The sequence below is a fragment of the Tissierella sp. P1 genome, from assembly GCF_002266425.1.
Classification (GTDB): Bacteria; Bacillota; Clostridia; order Tissierellales; family Tissierellaceae; genus Tissierella; species Tissierella carlieri.
Window position 1 is genome coordinate 109,328 of sequence record NZ_NPMN01000006.1, and the last position, 22,918, is coordinate 132,245.

Annotated in this window: 21 protein-coding genes; 19 read left to right on the forward strand and 2 right to left on the reverse strand. The window is 35.1% G+C overall.

What is annotated here, in order from left to right:
* Positions 1-71: 71 nt before the first annotated feature.
* Entirely contained in the window at positions 72-1,838 is a 1,767-nt protein-coding gene (locus CIW83_RS06010; RefSeq protein WP_158220032.1) for a sigma-54-dependent Fis family transcriptional regulator, read from the reverse strand.
* A 224-nt stretch (positions 1,839-2,062) separates the two neighbouring features.
* On the reverse strand, positions 2,063-3,073 hold the full coding sequence (locus tag CIW83_RS06015; protein WP_094899946.1) for a proline racemase family protein: 1,011 nt from the start codon (positions 3,071-3,073) through the stop codon (positions 2,063-2,065).
* 594 nt (positions 3,074-3,667) lie between these two features.
* On the opposite strand from CIW83_RS06015, the gene CIW83_RS24235 reads away from it, so the two are divergent.
* The 19 genes from CIW83_RS24235 to CIW83_RS06115 all read left to right on the forward strand — a co-directional run bounded on the left by CIW83_RS24235 (position 3,668) and on the right by CIW83_RS06115 (position 22,879).
* Positions 3,668-4,267 carry a glutamate mutase L gene (locus CIW83_RS24235; protein ID WP_094899947.1) on the forward strand — a complete coding sequence of 200 codons (600 nt, stop codon included), beginning with the start codon at positions 3,668-3,670 and terminating at the stop codon, positions 4,265-4,267.
* 14 nt (positions 4,268-4,281) lie between these two features.
* A complete protein-coding gene (locus tag CIW83_RS24240; protein ID WP_094899948.1) occupies positions 4,282-5,052 on the forward strand; it encodes a glutamate mutase L in 771 nt (256 codons plus the stop codon).
* Between the two features lie 18 nt (positions 5,053-5,070).
* Positions 5,071-5,325: a hypothetical protein gene (locus CIW83_RS06030; protein ID WP_094899949.1), complete on the forward strand. Its 255-nt coding sequence runs from the start codon at positions 5,071-5,073 to the stop codon at positions 5,323-5,325.
* Positions 5,322-6,224 carry a hypothetical protein gene (locus CIW83_RS06035; RefSeq protein ID WP_094899950.1) on the forward strand — a complete coding sequence of 301 codons (903 nt, stop codon included), beginning with the start codon at positions 5,322-5,324 and terminating at the stop codon, positions 6,222-6,224. Before CIW83_RS06030 ends, CIW83_RS06035 begins: the two co-directional genes overlap by 4 nt.
* A gap of 62 nt (positions 6,225-6,286) precedes the next feature.
* The gene (locus CIW83_RS06040; protein WP_094899951.1) at positions 6,287-6,823 is read left to right on the forward strand and encodes a cobalamin B12-binding domain-containing protein; all 537 of its coding nucleotides are present in this window, start codon (positions 6,287-6,289) and stop codon (positions 6,821-6,823) included.
* A gap of 148 nt (positions 6,824-6,971) precedes the next feature.
* On the forward strand, positions 6,972-7,274 hold the full coding sequence (gene ortA / locus CIW83_RS06045) for a 2-amino-4-oxopentanoate thiolase subunit OrtA (RefSeq protein WP_094899952.1): 303 nt from the start codon (positions 6,972-6,974) through the stop codon (positions 7,272-7,274).
* Positions 7,274-8,680: a 2-amino-4-oxopentanoate thiolase subunit OrtB gene (gene ortB / locus CIW83_RS06050; RefSeq protein ID WP_094899953.1), complete on the forward strand. Its 1,407-nt coding sequence runs from the start codon at positions 7,274-7,276 to the stop codon at positions 8,678-8,680. The genes ortA and ortB overlap by 1 nt, the downstream gene beginning before the upstream one ends.
* Positions 8,681-8,782: 102 nt before the next feature.
* The gene (proC, locus tag CIW83_RS06055) at positions 8,783-9,679 is read left to right on the forward strand and encodes a pyrroline-5-carboxylate reductase (protein WP_094899954.1); all 897 of its coding nucleotides are present in this window, start codon (positions 8,783-8,785) and stop codon (positions 9,677-9,679) included.
* A gap of 544 nt (positions 9,680-10,223) precedes the next feature.
* Entirely contained in the window at positions 10,224-11,153 is a 930-nt protein-coding gene (locus CIW83_RS06060; RefSeq protein WP_094899955.1) for a glycyl-radical enzyme activating protein, read from the forward strand.
* Positions 11,150-13,504: a pyruvate formate lyase family protein gene (locus tag CIW83_RS06065; RefSeq protein WP_094899956.1), complete on the forward strand. Its 2,355-nt coding sequence runs from the start codon at positions 11,150-11,152 to the stop codon at positions 13,502-13,504. Before CIW83_RS06060 ends, CIW83_RS06065 begins: the two co-directional genes overlap by 4 nt.
* 440 nt (positions 13,505-13,944) lie before the next feature.
* A complete protein-coding gene (locus tag CIW83_RS06070; protein WP_255374288.1) occupies positions 13,945-14,829 on the forward strand; it encodes a glycyl-radical enzyme activating protein in 885 nt (294 codons plus the stop codon).
* Positions 14,830-15,093: 264 nt separating this feature from the next.
* Entirely contained in the window at positions 15,094-15,546 is a 453-nt protein-coding gene (locus CIW83_RS24245) for a pyruvate formate lyase family protein (RefSeq protein ID WP_094899958.1), read from the forward strand.
* Positions 15,543-17,459 carry a pyruvate formate lyase family protein gene (locus tag CIW83_RS24250; RefSeq protein ID WP_255374289.1) on the forward strand — a complete coding sequence of 639 codons (1,917 nt, stop codon included), beginning with the start codon at positions 15,543-15,545 and terminating at the stop codon, positions 17,457-17,459. The genes CIW83_RS24245 and CIW83_RS24250 overlap by 4 nt, the downstream gene beginning before the upstream one ends.
* A 249-nt stretch (positions 17,460-17,708) precedes the next feature.
* The gene (locus tag CIW83_RS06085) at positions 17,709-18,314 is read left to right on the forward strand and encodes a shikimate dehydrogenase (RefSeq protein ID WP_094899960.1); all 606 of its coding nucleotides are present in this window, start codon (positions 17,709-17,711) and stop codon (positions 18,312-18,314) included.
* Positions 18,289-18,567 (forward strand): hypothetical protein, encoded by a 279-nt coding sequence (locus CIW83_RS06090; protein WP_094899961.1) that lies wholly within the window; start codon positions 18,289-18,291, stop codon positions 18,565-18,567. The genes CIW83_RS06085 and CIW83_RS06090 overlap by 26 nt, the downstream gene beginning before the upstream one ends.
* A gap of 197 nt (positions 18,568-18,764) precedes the next feature.
* Entirely contained in the window at positions 18,765-20,192 is a 1,428-nt protein-coding gene (gene nhaC, locus CIW83_RS06095) for a Na+/H+ antiporter NhaC (protein ID WP_094899962.1), read from the forward strand.
* A gap of 337 nt (positions 20,193-20,529) precedes the next feature.
* Positions 20,530-21,396, forward strand: a complete 867-nt coding sequence (gene aroE, locus CIW83_RS06100) for a shikimate dehydrogenase (RefSeq protein WP_094899963.1) — start codon at positions 20,530-20,532, stop codon at positions 21,394-21,396.
* A 677-nt stretch (positions 21,397-22,073) separates the two neighbouring features.
* A complete protein-coding gene (locus CIW83_RS06110; RefSeq protein WP_094899964.1) occupies positions 22,074-22,364 on the forward strand; it encodes a transposase in 291 nt (96 codons plus the stop codon).
* Complete coding sequence (locus CIW83_RS06115) at positions 22,361-22,879, forward strand: IS3 family transposase (RefSeq protein ID WP_235601241.1); 519 nt, start codon at positions 22,361-22,363, stop codon at positions 22,877-22,879. The genes CIW83_RS06110 and CIW83_RS06115 overlap by 4 nt, the downstream gene beginning before the upstream one ends.
* Positions 22,880-22,918 lie beyond the last annotated feature (39 nt).

Sequence of the window (22,918 nt, forward strand, 5' to 3'; positions counted from 1 at the left end):
TAAGTGTTTTTGCCAATTAATAGATATTGTTTTTCTCTAAAGGACAAAGATAATTAAATTCTTTTGGGTGACTAATTATATTTTTCCAGCATTCGATAGAAGGTTTTTCTCGATATACCGAGTAACTCTGCTGCCTGCTTTTTATTGCCATTAGTAATATCCAGCGCCTCTTTTAACAGATTAACATAAGATGCATCGATTTCCATTCTTCTTTTATTTAACCTATCCTCAGGTGCTTCACTGGTGCTATGCTTCAGCATATATCCCTTGGAATGCATGGAAGCCTCAAGTATGTCTCTTGTTATTATATTTGACTTGGACAATATAGTTGTTCGGTTAATAACATTTCTCAGTTCTCGGACATTGCCAGGCCAATCGTATTCAAGCAAAGTCCTTTGGGCATCAATATCTAAAGTTTTGAGATTATCTTTATTTGGAGATAAAGATTGATTTAAAAAGGCATCAGCCAACAATAATATATCTTCTCCACGTTTTCTCAATGGAGGTATTTCAATATTTAATACAGCCAAACGATAATATAAATCTTGTCTAAACAGTCCCTCGGATATCATCTCATTTAAATCTCTGTTCGTGGCCGCAATTAATCGTACATTTATTGGAATCTGCTGCGAGCTGCCTATTCTTGTAATCGCCCAGGTTTCAAGGACACGAAGCAGCTTGGCTTGGAAATGATATGGAAGTTCACCAATTTCATCTAGGAATAGAGTCCCCCCGTCAGCCAATTCAAATTTACCAATCTGCCCTTTCTTGGATGCGCCTGTAAATGCGCCACTAACATAACCAAACAGTTCACTTTCAATTAATCCCTCAGGAAAGCTTGCACAGTTTAATGCAACAAAGGGTCCCTTTTTCCTTGTGCTATAATTGTGAATAGATTGTACGAACAGTTCCTTGCCCACTCCGCTTTCCCCTGTTATAAGAAAGTTAAATGGACTATTAGCAAATTCCTTTGCTTGTCTAATTGTTTTTCTTATAGAAGGACTAGAGCCAATAATGTCATCAAAAGAATACTCTGCAGAGAGACCTAGGATTTTCCTTGTTCGCTTCATGTTTTGCTGGTGAGAGCGAGAAATTTCCACCATTCCCTCAACCTCTCCATTCTTATCTATGACAGGATACATATCATTGGAAGCAAGTTGAACAACATTAGGAGTTTTCTGCGATTCTAGCTTTACTTCCCAATCCAAGACTTCTTCACCATTTTTTAGGACATCCAGCATCTTTAAATGGTCTGAATTGTTTTCCATGGAATAAGCTTTAATTTCAGCACGATTCATTATGTCACGGATGTGCATTCCAATTACGGAATCCCTATCGTCTATCTGTAAATATTTGCAGAAATTATTATTAGCAAACAATAAATTAGCATCCTTATCATATAAAGAAATCGAGTTTTGTACTGAGTCCAAATAATTAAGTAAATATTGATTATGATTTTCACTTGCATCGAATATCCTTAACAGTGCGTCGATATCTTTCAGCAAAGAATTAATAATAGGTACCAATTCCTGTTGATTAGGTGAAATGATAATATATTCTTTTAAGCCATTATGTAATAGTGGGCCATTTTGATGGGAACGGAGAGAATCAATGGAGATTATATATCCAGAAATATCACAGTCTAAATCCAGAGCAGAAAAACTCAAAATCAAGCCATCATCTGTGCATAGAAGTAGTAATTCACATTGTAAATCAGTTTGTCTACGAAGAAATTCGAATATATTTTTTACTAGAGCGTTTTTACTCGTGATTCTCTGATGACTACTGCGAATAGCCATATCTTTAATACTATTTACAAGGCTTTTTGTTTCCAACATGGAAGGACCTCCTTTAATAGCCATATATGCTTTCAGAATCCTTAAGTCTTGGAAATACTGGCTTAAGGATTCTTTTTCTTATATCGTCCCTATAAAATTAATCAAAATTCCAAGAGATAATTTAATTTTAACATACTCGTAATACTGATTCAAGACTTGTGAACATACAGTAAAATGGGCATATAATTAAATTGTATAGCTATTTTTTATGCATTTTCCATATTTTAATAATCCAGCATAAAGCCTTCTGGGAATGGGTCTGTAGGATCTAATATCCAAGTGGCGAAGCCAATTATACAAGCATTTCCTGTAATTTTGGGGCGAATAGCAGCAATTCCACCGACTGTAGTCTCTTCAATGATTTCACACTTAAACAGGGAACCAATAACGCTCTCATGGACAAAGCTGTCACCTACTTTAAGTTTACCTTCGTCAAATAAAAGCGCCGCCTTAGCAGAAGTACCTGTACCGCAAGGTGATCGGTCTACAACCTTAGGTAAAGCTACTACACAGTTTTGGATGTCTGCTTCTGAGCTTTTGGGAGGTCCTGAGAACTCTACATGGGTTACACGATCTACAAATGGAAGCTCTGGATGGCTAATTTCTACCTGTTCATTGATATTTTTTGCAATTGATTGTGCAACCTCAATTAGTTTTCCACAATTATGAGGTTCGATTGTTAAGCCGATGTTTTTAACGGGCAAGATTGCATATACATTGCCTCCCCAGGCAATATCCAAAGTCAACTTTCCAAATTCTATCGTATTCACTTCAACATTACGCTTTAGGACCAGTGCTGGTGCGTTAATGAAGGAAACCTCTTTTACGACTCCATCATTTACCTTAGCTTCAACTTTTACTACACCGGCAGCTGTATCAAGGTTGATAATGGTAATAGGCTCCTTAACATCAACTAGACCGGATTCAATCAAAGCCACTGATACACCCATGGTATCGTGACCGCACATAGGCATCCAACCGCTTGCTTCAAAGTACAAAACTCCAACATCAGTTCCCGGTGTACACGGCTCTGTAATTAGAGTTCCTGACATGATTTCGCTGCCTCGAGGCTCATAAGATAATAGCTTACGGAACCAGTCCTCATGTTCCCTCATATAGGAGTACTTTTCTGCCATGGTTTTCCCTGGAATATTGGGAAAACCGCTTACAACATTACGTGTAGGCTGTCCTAATGTATGTGTCTCAACAGTTCTAAATAGTTTTTTAGCTTTCATTTTATAACACTTCCTTTCTTTTAGATATGCGTAAATATCTTGAGAATATGTAAAAGCAAAAAATATGCCAATAATAAATAACGGCCAAATATGTGTGAATACAGTGTAAAATAGGATAAACTGGCATAAAATCATTAAACTAAGTATCAAAAATGACACATTTGGTATTTTATGAGTATAAAAAATGACACACTAAATGCTTTAACTTTAAGAAACTCGGTGATATTGCCTTGTTTGGTGTAAAGCCATCCCGTAAAATGCGAAAACAGATAAAAAAGTGTATCAAAAATTATCCAATGAGGTATTTTTATCCCTCGATAAATAGGGTTTAGCCTAGCAATAGAAGAGAGTTTTCGGAGAGATTATCAACAATTATCCCCATTTTAACACGAAATCATCTCCTCATTCAATCTCGTTTATACTTGGCATATGTTTTGCATATATTTAAAAGTATGTAAAGAAGGGAGGAATAAATTAATTTACAATATCTAAAATAAGCATAGCGTAATCCCAAGAAAAAGTAAAGATAAGCTAGGATTATATACCTATTATAATAGATAAATTCATTTGGAATAAAAAGAAGGGAGGATTATTTTGAAATTTGCTGTTTTGATAGATTTTGGAAGTACATATACAAAGATGGTATGCGTTAATATAGAGGAACGCAAGATTATTGCTACAGATAAGTACCCTTCTACAGTGGGACATGATGCGGCAGTCAGTCTTTATCAATGCTTTGATGCTGCAAGGAGAATAATTGGCAATATGAATTTTAAATCTGCTTTGAAACTTGCTACAAGCAGTGCAGCAGGTGGTCTTAGAATGGCTGTAGTAGGATTGACTAAGTCCTTAAGCATTGAGTCCGGAAGAAATGCTAGCTTTAGTGCTGGTGGAAAAATAGTATGCAGTATGGCTGGTCTTATTTCCGAGGTGGATTTGGAGACAATAGAAGGCTCAGGGGCTGAAATACTTCTTTTGTGTGGTGGCTATGAAGGAGGAAACACTCATGGGCTACTTCATAATGCAGAAGTATTAAGTGAAAGCAAATTGACTATTCCTATAATATATGCGGGTAATTCTTCTGTGGCTTCAGATATAAGAAGAATTTTTATAGGCAAAGGTAAAGAATGTTTTTTGGCTGAAAATATAATACCTGATATAGGCTATTTAAATATAGAGCTACAACAGAGATAATCCGAGAACTGTTTATGAACAGGATTACTAATATGAAAGGTGTAGGATCTGTGCAAAAGGAAATGGATAAGCCTATAGTTCCTACACCTGCAGCAATACTTTTGGCGGGAGAACTTCTGTCCATTGGTACAAAAAATAAAGCAGGCATAGGGGATATTATGGTGGTTGACATTGGTGGGGCTACTACAGATATTTATTCATATATAGAAAATAAGAGTTTTTCGGGCGCAAAGATTATAGGGACACCTGAGCCTTTTTCCAAGAGGACAGTAGAAGGGGATATGGGCATGAGAGAATCCTCTATATGTCTCATAAAGGAAGTGGGAGAAAAAAACTTTGCTGAAAGGTGTGGTATCTCTGAAATATTTCTAAAAGAAGCAATAAAAAAACGTACTACCTTTACAAACTATATAGCGGATAATTGCATGGAAAAGATAATGGACCACAATATTGCATGCTATGCAGTGAATATTTCTGCTAGACGCCATGCAGGTTATGTGACAAAAGAATTTAATAATGGCTGTCGTTTAGTCCAGCGTGGAAAAAATCTTATGGAAATAAAAACAATTGTAGGAACTGGCGGTATTATAGCTAATGAGGAGGATGCTGTTAGTATATTGGAAAATGTGGAAACAAATACATGGGAGAAGGGGCATATATTACTTCCTGAAAAGATTGATGTTCTGGTGGATTGGGACTATGTTCTATTTGCTGCAGGCCTTCTTCGTAAGTACGATGAAGATGCATCATTTGCTATAATGGAGAAAAGCCTTAGACTAATTTAAAAGGAGTGAAGATTTAGAATGGATATTCAAATAAAAAGAAGATTTGATGAGAATGAGCTGCCAGACATGAGGTCTGTTGTGGCTGATGCAGAAAAAATTGCGTCGGGTATTTCCATTGGAGAAACCTTGTTTATGAAAAAGCATGGTGTTAAGTCCGAGGGAGAGTACAAACAGAAAATGATGAAGATCCGAAAGATAATGAAGCATACCCATATTGGATGGAACGACTGGTCTACAACAGAGCAAGGATTTAAAAGGTATATGAAGAGTTGAAAAAATCAGGCTCCTTTATAGACCGTTTTGGTGTATGCTTAGACTGGATTATGGGCGTGCCTGAAAATTATCGTAATAAATTCCAAGTAGGTGGAGGTCTTATATTTAAGACACGGGATGAATGGAGTGCCATTGGACAAGTTGTACCTGTGCAACCCCATCTTGGTGATCATATGATTGGATCTCTAAATGGAGTGGATAACACGGTTAATGCTCTTGGTGCCGGTGTTACAACTATCGGAAACCTTGCCCATTACTATACATATGAATATCCGGGTCTTGATATGGAGCTTTACCGTACAGAGGATTATATGAAAGCGATAGCTATAATGGCTCATTTTAAAGACGATGGTGCTATTATTCACTCTAATTTAGATGATGGCTATGGCGCACAGTTCCACGATCTTGCAAATCTCGTGGGATGGGCAAAATTGGAAAGATATATAGCTGAAGATCTTCTGGGAGCGAGGGTGAGCCATTGCTATGGTAATTTGTTCAGTAATTCTATGCTTCGCATTGTCTTTAACAGGGCAATGACTATGCTTGATAAATATGACACCCCTGGATCTTTCGTTAACGGTAATACAATAGATTATGGTATAGATATATCGAGAAACTACGGAGCTCTTTGTGCATATTCGCTGCCGGATATTATTTGTCAGATGAAATATCCTAGTGGATACGCTGTGGCTCCTGTGCCTTTGACAGAGGCCATAAGAGTACCGTCTGTAGATGAAATCTTGGAGGCTCATAAGACAATAGATATGATGATAGAAAAGGCTCCTTATTATGAGAAATTTATTAATTGGGAAAAGATAAATTCTGAAGCTGAAATACTAGTAACTGGGGGGGATGTTTTCTTTGAAAGAGTAATCAATGCTATGGACGATCTGGCATAGATATTAATCATGCCGGCCAGGTTGCAAGTGCACTTAAGGCTATTGGTGCAGAACAGCTTGAAGTGGCCTTTGGCGCTGGGTTAAGTGATAAAGATGCCATGAGAGGAAGAGTTCCTATTCGCTCCACAAGTATTATCGAGACAATAAATAAGATACGGGACGATGTAATTTCAAAGCAAAGTTTTGAAAAGGAAGGTCTATTGACAGGTATTAATATTGTTCTGGGTTCAACGGATGTTCATGAATTCGGTAAAGAGATAATAAAGAATGTGCTAAAAAAGGCTGGAGCTAATGTATTTGACCTTGGAACCACAGTGTCAGTCGCTGAAATTGCCGACACGCTGATTGAAACAGGTAGCGATGTGGTTCTTATAAGCACATATAATGGCATTGCATACAGCTTTGGAAAAAATCTTTTGGAAAGTCTGAAAGAAGCCAACCTTAAGGATGTCCATGTGATTATGGGCGGCCGTCTTAATGAACCTATTGATGGAAGTGATCTCCCTATTGATGTCTCTCATATGCTAAAGGAAATGGGCATTAATACGGACAATAATGTAGAAACAGTAGTAGAAGCTATTGCTTCGTTTAATAGGTAATAGGTTCTTGTTCTTTTGGTTAAATGGCTTAAGTAATGGGTTAAAATAATTTTTCACTGGAATTATGAAACCTAATAGTGATGTAAAAGCTAAAAGGGCATCTCTAAGGTGACCTTAAAATATTAATATGTTTGAAGGAGATGACAAAATGTCTAAAAAAGGTGATTGGGTGCGCATTCACTCAATAGTACTCAAAGCAGAAGAAAGAACTGGTAGAATCCCTGAAGACACTAAGAAATGTGATTTTCAGCAGTGGACTAAAGGGTTTTTACAGGAGGAATCCGCTAATATCGGTGATGAAGTAACAGTGAAAACTGCTGCTAACCGTATTGTAAAAGGAACTCTCGTGGATGAAACGCCTTATTACACACATAGCTATGGTAAGTTTGTGCCTGAAATTATAGAGATTGACAAACAGCTAAGAGAGATTATGTATGGAGGTGATAAATAATGGCTTTAGCAAAAGATTATGATTCCGTAATGAGAAGGGCAAATGAGATTATGAAGAAGTCATTGGGACTTGACTATCAGAAATTCGAGTCAGGATCAATAGCATTCGATTATGAAGCATTAATGAAATCAACAAACTATACATTGGAAGAAGTTACAAAGATTCAAGCAAGAACATCAGTAGGTAACACTCCGCTTATCGAGCTGAGAAATCTATCTGCTTTATCAAGAAAATATGCTAAGCCAGGTTACGGTGCAAGAATTTTTGCAAAGGATGAAGCTGCTAATGTTTCTGGAAGCTTTAAGGCAAGAAGAGCGGCTTGTGCAGTTGCTCACGCAAAGAAATTAGGGTACAAAGGTGTTATTGCAGCTACATCTGGTAACTACGGAGCTGCAGTAGCATCTCAGGCAGCTATGCAGGGATTAGAATGCATTGTCGTCCAGGAGTGCTATGATTCCAAAGGAGTTGGACAACCTGAAATAATTGAAAAAGCGAGAAAATGCGAAGCCTATGGTGCTGAAGTGGTTCAGCTTACGGTAGGGCCTGAGCTATTCTACTCTTTCCTGTCAATTATGGAGGATACAGGATATTTTAACGCATCTCTTTATTCGCCCTTTGGTATTGCAGGTGTTGAAACACTTGGATACGAAATCGCTATGCAATGCCGCAAACTTCTGGGAAAAGACCCAGATATGGTTGTTTGCACTAATGCAGGTGGTGGCATGATAACGGGAACAGCCCGGGGGCTTCTGAAAGCAGGCTGCACTAATACTCAGATGATTGCTGCTTCAATCGACCTTACAGGTCTTCATATGGCTTCTGATACTCAGTTCAACAAGAAGTCTTGCACTACAGGGCATACTGGTTTCGGTGTTCCTTATGCAACTGATCCTGATCATTCCGATGTTCCACGTTCAGCAGCAAGAGCTCTTCGTTATATGGATCGTTATGTAACTGTAACTCAGGGTGAAGTTATATACATTACAGAAGTTCTTGCAAACTTAGAAGGTATCGAGAGAGGACCAGCAGGAAATACTTCACTTGCAGCCGCTTTCTCGCTAGCACAGGAACTTCCTGAAGATGCAATCCTTGTAATCAGTGAAACTGAATACACAGGAGCGGGCAAGCATATTCAACCTCAACTTTCCTTCGCAAGGGATAACGGAATCGATATTATCTTCGGAGATCCTGCTGCAGATAATAAGGTGGGTGTAAATATCGTTCTTCCTAGGAATCCTGGATACATTAAGTATAAAGAAGCTGATATTAATCGCTTCAGACAGTCGCTTATTAAGAGGGCTTACAAGAAGGCTGGAGTTACTAATCCGTCAGAAGCAGACCTTAAATACTTAGCAGAAGAGACTAAGACAAATGTTGAATTCGTAAAGAAAACCTTAGGGTTATAATCATAAGCTAATAGCGTATAATTCTAAAGATATTAAACATAGACTCTATGTTTAAGGGATTTATAATCGCTATAAAATAGTTTCTTAGGATTTTGATTGATTATGCAGAGTAGATATAAAAAAGAATTTTTAAGCCGTTATTTTCCAAATTTAAAGATTCCAAAAAAATTAATAATTATACTAGGAGGTATATACATGAGTAAGAAAATTGTTTTCTGTGGTGGTGGAAATATGGGAGAAGGTATTATGAGAGGGCTGCTTAAAAATAGGGCGGCCACTCCGGAAGATATCACGATAAGTGAGCTAAATCCAGAGCGTTGTGATTATCTATCCAGAACCTATGGTGTCTCTGCCCTTACAGATGCAACTGATGCTATAAAAGAAGCGGATATGATCATTATAGCTGTAAATCCACCGCATGTACCAATGGTTACCAAGACACTCAAGATGCTTATTAACGAGAATACTATTGTGATGTCAATCGCTGCTGGTATAGGAATTGCAACCCTTGAGAGTCAGTTGGGAAGTGACAAAAAGGTATTGAGAATGATGCCTAATACTCTTATACAGTCTGGCAATGGTTATAGTGCTGCCTGCGTAAATGGGAACATTGACCATAGTGATAAGGAGTTCATCACAGAGATCCTGAATGCATTAGGTCAGACCATGTATATTGCGGAAAATATGTTTGATACCTTTACAGCCTTTAGCTGTTCAGGTCCCCTTTGGCTATATAAAACGATAGAGGCATTAATAGATGCTGGCGTGTATGTAGGCTTTAGCCGTGGGGAGGCACGTAACATAGTTATTAAAAATATGCTAGGGGTGGCACAGGTACTCGATGTGACAGGTGCTCATCCGGCAGTAAAAGTTGATGAGATGACCTCTCCCGGAGGAGTAACTATCGAAGGACTAAAAGTACTTGAGCAGGAAGGTTTCGCAGGGGCTTTGATGACATCGGTTAGTGCCGCTGTCAAGAAGGCTAATTCTATAGAATAAGCCTGCAAATATTTTGGAGAGCATACTTTTTCGTAGTAAAATTAGACCTCTATAGAAGACTGTTTAAATTACAAGACATAAATGTGTCATATATAATACATTCGCTTAAATTTAATGCGTAATATATGATACATGATATATTTTGGAATCAATTTAACATGGTTTTGCTCGGATTTATACTAGATTTCACTTGGGATAATAAATATTGTATGGATTAGAATGTGTCAAATATTTCCCTTTTTTAGTTTTTAAGATTTATTGTTTTGGTTTATTCTCATAGTTGCGACGAATTTTACACATATAGAGATAGGTTTTTTAATTAGTTTAATGAGTTATTCTTTGAATTTTGACTTTTATGCTTGGCACAGTTTTTGCTTATATTATATTTTATAGGATTATATAAATGTTTTAATGATTCGATTATTTAATCGGAATCTAAGGAGATATTTAACTATATAAACAGTCATAATTTGCCATGTCGGCCAAAAATGAAGGATTAAAAAATGTTTTAGCATCACATCTTTAGGCTAGGAGGTATAATTTAATGATATTCAACATTCAGAAATGTTCTATACATGATGGAAATGGATTACGTACATTAGTATTTTTTAAAGGTTGTCCTATGAAATGTTTATGGTGTGCAAATCCAGAATCCCAGTCATATAAATCTGAAATCATGGAATCGCAAACAAGATGTATAGGGTGTGGTGCTTGTCAGAAGGTTTGTCCTGAGTCTGCTATCACATTGGGTTCCGATGGATTTAGGATAGATAGAAGCTTATGTAAGCGTTGTTACAAATGTACAGAACGTTGTTATTCCGAATCAAAATTCGTAGTGGGAAGAGATTATTCTGTTGAAGAACTTTTCGCTGATATAGAAAAGGATCGTATTTTCTATTCAATGTCTGGAGGAGGTGTAACTTTTTCTGGGGGAGAACCTTTGACTCATCCAACTTTTCTTGCGGAAATAGCAAAGAAGTGTCATGAAAGTGGAATCAATGTCATTGTTGAAAGCTGTGGCTATGGTATATATGATGATTTCAAAAAGGCTTTGCCATATATAGATAGTATGTTTTTGGATATAAAGCATATTGACTCAAATATACACAAGTCTTTGACCGGTAAGGGAAATGAATTAATATTTGACAATATCAAACGTATTGCTGAATTTGGTATCCCCATAACGGTGCGAACTCCTGTCGTACCAGGATATAATGATTCTCCTGAGAATATTATTGGTATTTCGGAGTTTATATCTATAATACCAGGGATTGTAGAATATGAGCTTCTGCCATACCACAATTTAGGTGAGGCTAAATATAAATCTTTGGGAATACCCTATGCTTTAAAAGATGTTTCCTCACCATCAGATGAGGAGATGAGAAAATTGGTCGAATACTCGAATCAAACACTTCAAGATTATGGGAAAAAATGTTTTTTTGTTAAAGATAATAAAAAGGAGATAATAACATGATATCAGAAAGAATAGCAAGACTTAATGATAAGGTGCGTAACACTCCTGCGACTATTTGTTTGGATCGCGCACGATTAGCAACTGAGTTTTACAGCGAATTATCCATGGAGCCTTTTATACTCAGAAGAGCAAAATCATTTGAATTTGTTTTAGCAAACAAAAAAATCTTCATTGATGAAGATTCCATCATAGTGGGACATCTTGCATCTCGTTTGCATGCAGTACCGGTTTATCCTGAAGTAACTGCATGGTTACGTGATGATCTGGAAACTCTTGACACAAGGAGCTCTGATCATTTCGAGTTTTTGCCAGGTGAAAAGGAAGAACTGAGAGAAATTGTTGATAAATGGGAAGGCAGAACCTTTGGGGATTTGACTGCCGCTCAGATTGATGATGACATGAACGCTATGATAGATATTGGTATTTTCACAAAGGGTGTTTCTAATCTGTCAACTATGAATCATGCACCGGGATACGATGAAATGGTTAAAAAAGGTTATCGTTACTATATCAACAAGTGCAAAGAAAATATAGCAACTTTAGACCATATGGATATTGATAATATGGAGAAAAAGATTACATGGGAAAGCATGATTATAGTAATGGAAGCAATTATCAAATTTGCTCATCGATACGCAGAATTGGCTGAGGAAATGGCTGTTGAATGCCCTGACTCCCAAAGAAAGAACCAACTTTTGACTATTGCAGAGAATTGTCGAGTAGTTCCTGAAAATTCGCCACAAAATTTTCATCAAGCTACACAATTTGTATGGTTTACCCATCTTGCATTAATGATGGAGGTAAACGGCGGAGATCATTGCCTTGGTCGTTTTGATCAATATATGTACCCATTTTATAAGGATGATTTGGAAGATGGTGTCAGTGAGGAATTCATCGCCGATGTTATAAATGAGTTCAAACTCAAATTTGAGGAACTTTGGGTACTGCGTACAGAACGAGAATCGCAAGCTTATCCTGGTTGCCCTCTTTGGATACACATGATGTTAGGTGGTGTACTCCCAAATGGCAAAGATGGTTGTAATGAGCTTACAAATCTCATCCTTCATTGTATGGAAGACTTACAGACAAAAGAACCTTGTATATCCTTTCGTTATCATGATAACGTCAATCAAGATACATTTCGATTAGCTATAGCTGTAGCGAGAAAGGGAGGAAGTCACCCTGCATTCTTCAATGACAGTACAGCAATTTATCACCTTCTTGGATTAGGTTTTACATTGAAAGAAGCCAGAAACTGGGGAATATGTGGATGTATAGAGCCCATAGTTCAAGGTAAGACTGATTTTCAGTCAAATGCTGGATACTTTAATCCAATTAAGATTTTTGAGGTTACACTTAATGATGGCATGGATCCTCTTACTAAAAAACAAGTTGGTCCTCATACCGGCGATGTAAGAAACTTTACATCAATAGAACAGTTGATGGCTGCATATGCTAAGCAGCAAGACTTTTTTATGAAGAAGTTTATAGATGTATTTAACAGAATAGTTTCTACTCATGCTCATGCATTGCCTACTATAACCGGATCTTGTTTCACAGAAGGATGCATTGAAAAGGGAAGAGTATTGCAACGAAAGGGTGCAAATCACCGTTATTCTGCCATTGCCATATCCAGTGTGGCAAATGTAGCTGATTCCTTAGCTGCTATTCAGGAATGTGTATTTGATAAGAAATATTTAGATATGTCCGAGTTAATGTCCCTTATTGAAACAAATTTTGAAGGTAAAGAAGATATGCGTCAACTTTTGATTAATAGAGCACCTAAATATGGAAATGATATCGAGATGGTAGATGAATATGCACATTGGCTTATAGATTTATGTAACGAGCAGGCAATACAGTATACAGATGGTCGTGATGGTAGATTTACTACTGTTGTAGCATCACAGTCTTATAATGTTGTTCTAGGTCGTTTGATTGGAGCTACTCCTGATGGAAGACATGCTTATGAAGATCTGGCAGACAATGCATCTCCTATGATAGGAATGGATAGAAATGGGCCTACAGCTGTTATATGTTCTGTAGCTGCTTTAGATCCATTGATTCCACAAAGTGGAATACTTCTAAATCAGCGTTTTGATCCGGCTATAGTAAAGGGCGATAAAGGACTAGATATTCTAGAAACAGTTATTCGCACGTATTTCATGAAACATGGTCAACATATTCAAATCAATGTCGTTGATACGGATACATTATTAGCAGCTCAAGAAAATCCTCAGGATTATCGTAATATATTAGTTCGTGTAGCGGGATATTCTGCTTACTTTGTTGACCTTGAAAAAGACATACAGGATAACATTATAGCTAGAACTGTACAAACATCACTGTAATGTCTAATTGCAGGCTATCACATAAAAATGATAACTCCATCTACAACCTATGACATCTGTATCTTTAGATGTCATGGCTGTAGATAATCTGAAAGCAATTACGTTAATATTTGTTAGTTATAAAGCAAACATTCTTTATAGGGAGTAAAGCAAATAGATTTTAAAAAGCAGATAGTTAATATTTACAATCAAGGTAATTGCATATATAGAGGCTCAGGTAAGAAATATGGAATTGCCGCATCTGCTATAAGACAACGGGCAATAAGATATAATGAAATTCAATCATTTCAATTTAATAGGGTGAGGCTATAAATTAGTAGTATGTATTTAGAATTAATTTAAACTGAAGTAATTAGATAACTATACTGAATAGTATTATTTACTATAAAAATATAGTTTTAAAGGAGGAGTTTAAAATTAATAGTGGAACTATTTTTAACATTCAAAGATGCTCTATACATGATGGACCGGGGATAAGAACATTGGTGTTTCTGAAAGGATGTCCATTAGAATGTTTATGGTGCGCTAACCCGGAATCCCAGAATCCCAAACCTGAAATCTCATCACTATTCAAAAGGTGTATAGGCTGCGGAATCTGTGAAAAAGTATGCCCACAAAATACAATAACAGTTGATGATGGAGTTTACGAAATTAATAACGAACTCTGTGATAATTGTGGACTATGTGCTGAAGAATGCTATGCACTATCAAAACAAATGATAGGTAGAAAAGTAACAGTGGATGAAATTATGGAAGAGATTAAAAAAGATGCTGTCTTCTATAAGAAGTCAGGAGGCGGTGTAACTTTATCCGGAGGTGAGCCTTTATCACAAGCAGATTTTTCTTTGGAAGTGCTAAAGAGATGCAAGGATATGAATATTCATACTTCTATTGAGACTTCCGGATATTGTGATAATAGTGTAATTAAAAACATTGCAGAATACTTGGATCTAATATATTTCGATATAAAACATATGGATTCAGAAAAACATAAAATGTATACTGGAGTTCCAAATGAAAGGATACTGGAAAATTTAAAAACTTTCAATAGCATGAGAAAGGATATTATTGTTCGTGTACCCATAATACCTACTTATAATGACAGCGTTGATAATATAAAAAGTGTAGCTAAATCTTGTCTTTCCTTAAAGTCAGTGAAGAAAATTGAGCTACTGCCCTATCATAATTTAGGTGAATACAAGTATAAGTCAATCGGCAAAGACTATAAGTTATCCAGTTTGAAAGAACCTAGTGTGGAATCAATGAATAGACTATGCAATATTATCAAGGATGTAGGAATTGATTGTGAGGTAGTAATGGCATAGGATTTAATAATTACCGCTTATTATTATCCCAATTACTAAGGCAATTAAAGTCCATTTAAATTAATTATTATTGTGTTTTGAAGAAATTAAGTATTTTTGGAAATTAATCGGTAAAATGGTGCAGGTATATTATTAAAATAGGCTTGCATTTAAATAAAAAAACCTATTACAAATAGGAGAGATTAAAAATGGATGGTAAAGTAAAATCTTAGACCATCGAACTCGGAGTATTCCGAGAGTCTGTTATAAAAAAGGAGGATATTTATGTTAACAGCAAGAGTAAGTAGTTTAAAGCAACAACTTCGTTCAACAAAGCCAAGTATATGTGTAGAAAGGGCTAAATTAGCAACAGAGGCATATAAAACATTTTTTAACCAACCACCGGCATTGTTCCGAGCTCATTTACTCAAACATCTACTAAGAAATAAAAAGGTCATTATCAATGACGGTGAACTTATTGTTGGTAACTTAGGTAGTAAATATAGGAGTGCTCCTGTATTTCCAGAATACGGTGCAAACTGGATGATTAGGGAAATTGATCAATTTGAAACAAGAGGAACGGATCCCCTAAGTATATCTGAAGGAGAAAAAGAAGAATTGCTAGAAATTCTAAAAGGTTGGGAAGGTTGTGGATTTTCTGAGATAGCGGAGTCATATTTAGAAGAGAGAACTTTAGATGCTGAAAAAGCAGGAGTATTAACTGTAGCTCTAGAATAACATCTACTGGCCATGTAGTTCCAAATTATAATAAGTTATTGGATGTTGGTTTAACAGGAATAATAAATCAGGCAAAGGAAGAGCTGGGAAAGATAGGTCCTAGAACTCATGAAAATCAAGCAAAAGTTGATTTTCTAGAAGCTGCAATAATCGCATGTGAAAGTGCAATTATGTTTGCAGAGAGATTTGCAAATGAAGCAGAAGAATTAAGCAAAAAGACTGATGAACCTGTGAGAAAGAAAGAATTGGAGGCAATTGCAGATATATGTAGAAATGTACCTAAGAATCCACCTAAAAGCTTTCATGAAGCCTTACAATTCCAATGGTTCATACATTTAATAATGCAGATTGAAACTAACGGGCATTCAATTGGATTAGGAAGATTTGACCAACACATGTATAAATTCTATAAAAAAGATATTGATGAAGGTATATTGACAAAAGATGAGGCTGTGGAGCTTATACAATGTTTATGGATAAAAATGACGGAACTATTAAAAATAAGAGATAGTTTTGAAGCAGAAGCTTTTGCGGGGTATCCTTTGTGGCAGAATATGGCAGTAGGAGGTCAGACAAGTGAAGGGTTAGACGCAACGAATGAATTATCCTTCGCTATATTAGATGCATACCGTGGTGTACAAACAGTTCAGCCTTCTTGTTCATTTAGGTATCATGATAATATTGATAGAGATTTTTTCCGTAAAGCATTAAAAATGTCACAAGATGGCTTAGCAATGCCGGCTTTTTATAATGATAAGCTCGTTATCCCAATGGTATTAGCTAAAGGAGCAACAATTGAAGAAGCCAGAGATTGGAGTATTGAAGGTTGTGTGGAGCCATATGTAACTGGTAAAACAGATGGGAGACCAGTGGTAGGGTATATTAACGGATTAAAGATTGTTGAGTTAATTCTTAATAATGGAGTTGACCCTATGACGGGAAAACAAATTGGGCTTAAAACGGGAGATATTAACTCTCTTAAAAGCTTAGAAGATATTATGGAAGCATTTGAAAAACAACTAAAGTACTTTATAAAGCTAATGTTAGATGGATATAATATTGTCGGTTCATTGCATGCAACGAGATTACCAGCAATATTTGCATCAACAACAGTTGATGATTGTATAGCAAAAGGTAAATCACTTCAAGAGGGTGGTGCAAAATACAATTTCTCTGCAGCATTTATCACAGCATTAGCGAATACGGTTGATGCTATAGCGGCAATAGAAACAATTGTATTTAAAGATAAGAAATTAACACTGGAAGAACTTAACCGAGTACTGAAGAATAATTTTGAAGGCGAAGATGAAAGGATTAGGCAACTATTATTGAATAGGGCTCCAAAGTATGGAAATGATGATGATTTTGTTGATGGACTGGGAAGAAAAATTCTTGCAATGTACAATCATGAGCTGGAAAATTACAAGGATTCGAGAGGTGGAAGATACATCCTTACAGTTTTATCTACGTCCTTCAATGTTCTACAAGGAAAATGTACCGGAGCTACACCAGATGGACGTAAAGCCTTAGAACCTACTTCTGATAATGCATCACCTTATGCCGGAAGAGATATAAATGGGCCAACATCAGTAATCAAATCTGTGTCCAAATTAGATCAAATGAATTGTTTAGCTGGAGCATTATTAAATCTTAAGTTTGACTCCAATATAGTTAAAGGTGAGAAGGGATTGGATATCTTAGGGGATGTAGTAGAGTCATATTTTGATATAATGGGCGAACATATTCAATTTAACGTTGCTAGCGCAGAAACTTTGATTGCTGCACAAAAAAATCCCGAAGAATATGCGAATCTAATGGTAAGGGTAGCCGGATACTCAGCATACTTCATAGAACTAGACAAAGATGTACAGGATAATATTATTAAAAGAACAGCCCATACGGCATGTAATTAATGTGATATTTTAAAGAGATTTTTTCAAAAACTAAAATTAATATATTTAAGCTTTAGGTTAATGTTTATGGCCTTTTACTAAAATCTTTATTTAGGGGATATGGCTCCTTTAGGTTCTGAGAGATTGTAAAAAAATATTTCAATAAACATTTAGGAGCCATATTTTCTATAGATATTGGATAATAGACTGTGGATATACTTATTTAATACTATTTTAGATTTGCTGATATTAGTAAAGGAGAATAAAAAAATGGATATAAGAGTAAAAGGAGATACCAAACTTTTTGCGAGTATAGGCGACCCGGTCATGCATAGCATATCACCGCAGATACATAACAGTATATTTAGTTTAAATAGTCTAAACAATGTTCACATTCCTCTAAGAATTCCGAAAAATTGTCTTGAGAGTTATGTTATTTGTATTAGAGGTAATTTTGCTGGTATAAGTGTTACTAAGCCTCATAAACAAGATATAATAAAATATTTAGATTATATGGCTCCGGAAGCTGATAAATATAAAGCTGTAAATACTGTAAAAATTGAAGATGGATTATTAAAAGGTTTTAATACTGATGGATATGGTTTTATAAAGAGCCTAGAATTACATGATATAGATGTTAAAGATAAAAATATTTTGTTAATAGGTGCTGGAGGAGCTGCCAGAGTTCTAGGTTTTGAAATATTAGGGTTAGGTGGGAAACTTACTATTGCTAACAGAACAATAAATAATGCAGTGAGATTAATGGAAGAACTTTCCCAGTATTGGCCCAGAGATAAAATTAGTATATGCCCAATTAAAGAATTAAGTCATGGTTATTTTGGAGTAATAAATGCTACTCCAATTGGAATGTACTAATATTGGGGAATCACCTATTGAAAAGAGGATTGTGAAAGGAGCAAACTTTGTATTTGATTTAATTTATAATCCAGAGAGAACCTTATTATTAGAATATGCAAGAAGTTTAGACTGTAAATGTATAAATGGATTTTCAATGTTATTTTATCAGGCTATAAAGGCTCAGGAAATTTGGACTAATAGGACAATAGATGAAGAAACTCTATTGATAATAAAAAAAGAAATTGAAGATTATATAGGAAAAGACATATAGGTAGTTTAAGTATGAATTTTTTCATAGTAACCTAAGATCATTATTTAAATGCAGTTCATATTAATAAATACAAATAATTAATATAGATTTGATATTAAATAGAGGAGGTAGTTATTATGAAGTAATCTATCAAGAGTAATCAGAATATTTTGAAATGAAGGAGTATTTGCGAAAAAAATATAATTTAGGAGGAAGACATGACTACTAAGGAAAATATTAAGACCCCAAAATTTTTTCATGCTTTAATTTTATCGATAGCGTTAATACTTATTTTATTATTAAGTGTCACAGTTTTTGATTTAGACATACAATTAGCATTGTTTATGTGTATAATAATCACTGTAATATATACGATATATTTAGGCTATAAATGGTCAACAGTAGAGAAGATGATGATGGAGGGAATTAGCAGCATATTAATTGCGGTATTGATTCTTATGCTAATTGGTATAGTTATTGCAACATGGATAGCTTCGGGGACTATACCATATATAATTTATATTGGATTAAAGCTTATATCTCCAAAGTTTTTCTTGCTTTCTGCATGTTTGACATGTGCATTTATGTCTATGGCTACTGGCAGTTCTTGGTCATCAGCAGGAACAGTAGGTATTGCATTTATGGGAATAGGAGCGGGGTTAGGAATAAATCCGGCAATGACAGCAGGGGCAATTGTTAGTGGGTCATATTTTGGAGATAAACAATCTCCATTTTCTGACACAACAAATCTGGCTTCTGCATTATCAGGGACTACTTTATTTGAACATATGTCATCTATGATGTGGACAACTACTCCTGCTTTAGTAATTACATTGATTCTTTATACAATTTTAGGATTTAAAAATACTACTACAGTAATAGAGAATAGTGACACAATAAATATGTATTTAACAAACCTTGAAGCAAATTTCAATCTTACTCCTCTACTGCTATTACCAATAGCTATTCTAATTATAGTAATAGTAAAGAAGAGTCCTGCTCTACCAGGATTAGTAATTTCTTCTATTACTGGTTCAGCTTTTGCAGTTATATTTCAGAAGGTTGCTCTTAGTGATATTGGAAGATATATGTTTGACGGATATACAATATCAACAGGTGTGGAGCAGATAGACAAGCTATTAAATAGAGGTGGTCTATATAGTATGTTATGGACAGTGAGTTTCTATTTTATGGCATGTATACTAGGTTCAATATTAGATAATACTGGCATATTAAGAGTGCTCCTTGAAAAATTAGCCAGTATAACTAAATCTGTTGGGGCTTTAATTACATCTACACTAGTATCATCTTTTTCAATGTGTGTATTTACCGGTTCATTGGAAAGTGCCATGTTAATAACAGCAAAACTTTTTGGACCAGCTTATGATGACCTGAATCTGGATCGTAAGGTCTTATCAAGGAGTTTAGAAGATGCAGGTACAATGACAGCTGCCTTGATTCCATGGAACTCAAATGGGGTTTTTATGGCAACGACTTTAGGAGTTGCAACATTTAGTTATCTTCCATATGCATTTTTAGGTATTTTAACACCCATAGTAGCAATTATTTTTGCATTTACAGGAATAGGAATATTCTATAAGGATCCCCAGAAGGTTACAACTGAAGATAATGTCCCTATCGACTAATAATTATCAAGGGTAATTGATATGCTCCTCTAAAAAAATAAGATTAGAGGAGTTTGTCATACCTAGAGATAGCCTCTTAAGTGTATTTTGAAAAGTTTAAAATTTGAGTAACAATAATACCAAGGGGTTAATGTGATTTTTTAACTATAGAAAGCTTGGATTATTCAAATTCATAGACTTTAAAGCACAATTATGATAAAATTATTTTTTGCTCGTGAATAATTTGGGATAAATTACCTAGAAGTTGAATACTCAAATAGGATATAATATGGTGATTTGAGGTAAAAATTCCGATATAAATATTACAATAGTTAATAAAATAGAGAGGACGATATTAATGGGTAATAGAATTCAAGGAACTACAGTAATTACAGGGCTAATAGGCTACCCAATTAAAGATAGTAAATCTCCACATATACATAATTCAGCTTTTCAAAAGTTAGGACTGGATTATGTATATTTAGCATTAGAGACTAAGGAAGGGTTGATAAATGAAGCCTTAAATGCAATGAAATTATTTGGTGCCAGAGGCTTTAATATAACAATGCCACATAAAGAGGCAGTTATTGATTACTTAGATGAGGTTACTGAGGAAGTGAAAATAATTGGTTCAGTCAACACTGTAGTAAATGAGAATGGAAAGTTAATTGGATATAATACTGATGGAAAAGGGTTTGTTAAATCTTTAAAACTAGATGGTGTAAATTTTGAAGGTAAGAAAGTTGTAATAGTTGGGGCAGGGGGAGCTGCTAAATCTATTGCCATACAGCTTGCTTATGATGGCGCTACTGAAGTTGTAGTAATGAATAGAACAGTAAGCAAAGCAAAAGATATAGCTGATAGAATAAATAAAAATATCTCTACCTGTAGAAGTAGAGCATTAGAATTTGATGAATGTGTTTTAAAAGAAGAATTAAAGGATGCGGTCTTATTAGTAGACTGTACTCCAATAGGAACACATGATACTGTGGAACAAAGCATCGTTCATAATTCAGACATCTTTCACAAAGATCTATTTGTAGCTAATATTGTATATAGCCCTATAAAGACTAAATTCTTATTAATGGCAGAGGAGGTAGGATGTAGGACTTCAAATGGAATAGGTATGTTACTTTATCAAGGTGAATTGGCTTTTAAATTATGGACAGGAGAAGATATGCCAATAGAATATATAAAAGAAGTTTTATTTGACAAAGAAGATTAACAATGACTCAATGGAGCTTATTTAGAGGAAATGTGAATAGTTTTGCACAATCTTAATAAACTGTTGTTTATGCTAGCCTAAAACTAGGGCACCATTTCAATTTAAAACTGATTCACCTTAAAATATATTTCTCCTAAATCTTATTACAGAACTGGTATCAGCACCTAAATATGATACCAGTAGTATAATAAGGATTAAATTAACAGATAAAATAATAGGAAAAATTGAAGAATTGTTTAAAGAAAATGAGAAAAAATAAACCTTTATGAGGCAGGAATATAGTTTAGGAGAAACTCTGGAATTTGACTGGGGTGAAGTAAAGGTAAAGGAGCAGGTAAGAGAATTAAGAATGTTGGACAGAGTAATTGATACTATAGTCATCCAGCTATTGTATCTACTGAAATATTTAATAAGGCACAGGAAGAAATGGATAAGAGAGCAAGATTAGTTTACAAAAAAGATGGTACAGTGGAGTCAAATTCCAGAAAATATCTTTTGGGAAATTTACTCGTGCTTCAAGGGTTAATGAATACTTAAAAGATATAAAAAAACAATATGGACTGACAGGAGATTGATATGCTCCTCTTATGGTAGACAGATAAAAAATAAAAATCTTGGACGTGGCATAATAAAGTAGATACAAAGATAAGAGAAAAATATGAGAGGATGACTACCTTATGAGACGTTCATACGACAAACAATTTAAGATTGCAGCAGTTAAGTTAGTACTAGAGGATGATACGCCTGTTGCAGAAGCTGCAAAAGCATTAAGTATCTATTACAATTCTTTATACTGTTGGATAAATGAATATGAAGAATATGGAGAGAGTGTATTCCCAGGATATGGAACTGTACTCTATTCTTATCAATATGAAATTAAAAAATTACGACAAGAAAATTCAGAGTTGAAAAAAGAATTGAATATACTAAAAAAGTACCAGGCCTTCTTGAAGCGAAAGAACAAGTGAGATTTCAATACATTAAAGATAACCAAGATTCCTTGAACATCAAGAAGGCTTGTAAAACACTGGGCGTTTCAAGAGTTGGATATTGCAAATACTTAAATCATAAACCATCCAAACGCGATCTAGAAAATGAAGCATTGAAGGAAGTAATCAAAGAGAGTTTTGATAAAAATAAAGGTAGATATGGATCTATTCGCATAGGAAAAGTACTAGAGCAACGTAGAATTCATGTAAATCGTAAGCGAATATCTAGATTAATGCGTGAAATGAATCTATGTCCTAAAGGAACCAGATATAATTATAAGAAATATAATCAAAAAAATAGAGGTGAAGAAAGGCCTAATCTACTTAATCAAATGTTCGTTACGGATACCAAAAATAAAATTTGGGTAGGTGATATTACATATGTACCAACTAGGAAAGGAACCCTCTATCTTGCAGTATTTATTGATATGTTTTCTCGAAAGGTAGTTGTATGGTCGATTGTAAGTAGAATGAAAAATACCCTTGTATATTGAAGGCGGGAGAATTGTATTAGGGAAAAATATAGCTATTAA

Coding starts and splice junctions, on each gene's coding strand:
- CIW83_RS06090 (WP_094899961.1), top strand. CDS start 18,289: ATGCTACTCCAATTGGAATGTACTAATATTGGGGAATCACCTATTGAA.
- CIW83_RS24240 (WP_094899948.1), top strand. CDS start 4,282: ATGAACAGGATTACTAATATGAAAGGTGTAGGATCTGTGCAAAAGGAA.
- CIW83_RS06065 (WP_094899956.1), top strand. CDS start 11,150: ATGATATCAGAAAGAATAGCAAGACTTAATGATAAGGTGCGTAACACT.
- CIW83_RS06015 (WP_094899946.1), bottom strand. CDS start 3,073: ATGAAAGCTAAAAAACTATTTAGAACTGTTGAGACACATACATTAGGA.
- CIW83_RS06010 (WP_158220032.1), bottom strand. CDS start 1,838: ATGTTGGAAACAAAAAGCCTTGTAAATAGTATTAAAGATATGGCTATT.
- ortB (WP_094899953.1), top strand. CDS start 7,274: ATGGCTTTAGCAAAAGATTATGATTCCGTAATGAGAAGGGCAAATGAG.
- CIW83_RS06085 (WP_094899960.1), top strand. CDS start 17,709: ATGGATATAAGAGTAAAAGGAGATACCAAACTTTTTGCGAGTATAGGC.
- ortA (WP_094899952.1), top strand. CDS start 6,972: ATGTCTAAAAAAGGTGATTGGGTGCGCATTCACTCAATAGTACTCAAA.
- CIW83_RS06030 (WP_094899949.1), top strand. CDS start 5,071: ATGGATATTCAAATAAAAAGAAGATTTGATGAGAATGAGCTGCCAGAC.
- aroE (WP_094899963.1), top strand. CDS start 20,530: ATGGGTAATAGAATTCAAGGAACTACAGTAATTACAGGGCTAATAGGC.
- nhaC (WP_094899962.1), top strand. CDS start 18,765: ATGACTACTAAGGAAAATATTAAGACCCCAAAATTTTTTCATGCTTTA.
- CIW83_RS06110 (WP_094899964.1), top strand. CDS start 22,074: ATGAGACGTTCATACGACAAACAATTTAAGATTGCAGCAGTTAAGTTA.
- proC (WP_094899954.1), top strand. CDS start 8,783: ATGCAGAGTAGATATAAAAAAGAATTTTTAAGCCGTTATTTTCCAAAT.
- CIW83_RS24245 (WP_094899958.1), top strand. CDS start 15,094: ATGTTAACAGCAAGAGTAAGTAGTTTAAAGCAACAACTTCGTTCAACA.
- CIW83_RS06060 (WP_094899955.1), top strand. CDS start 10,224: ATGATATTCAACATTCAGAAATGTTCTATACATGATGGAAATGGATTA.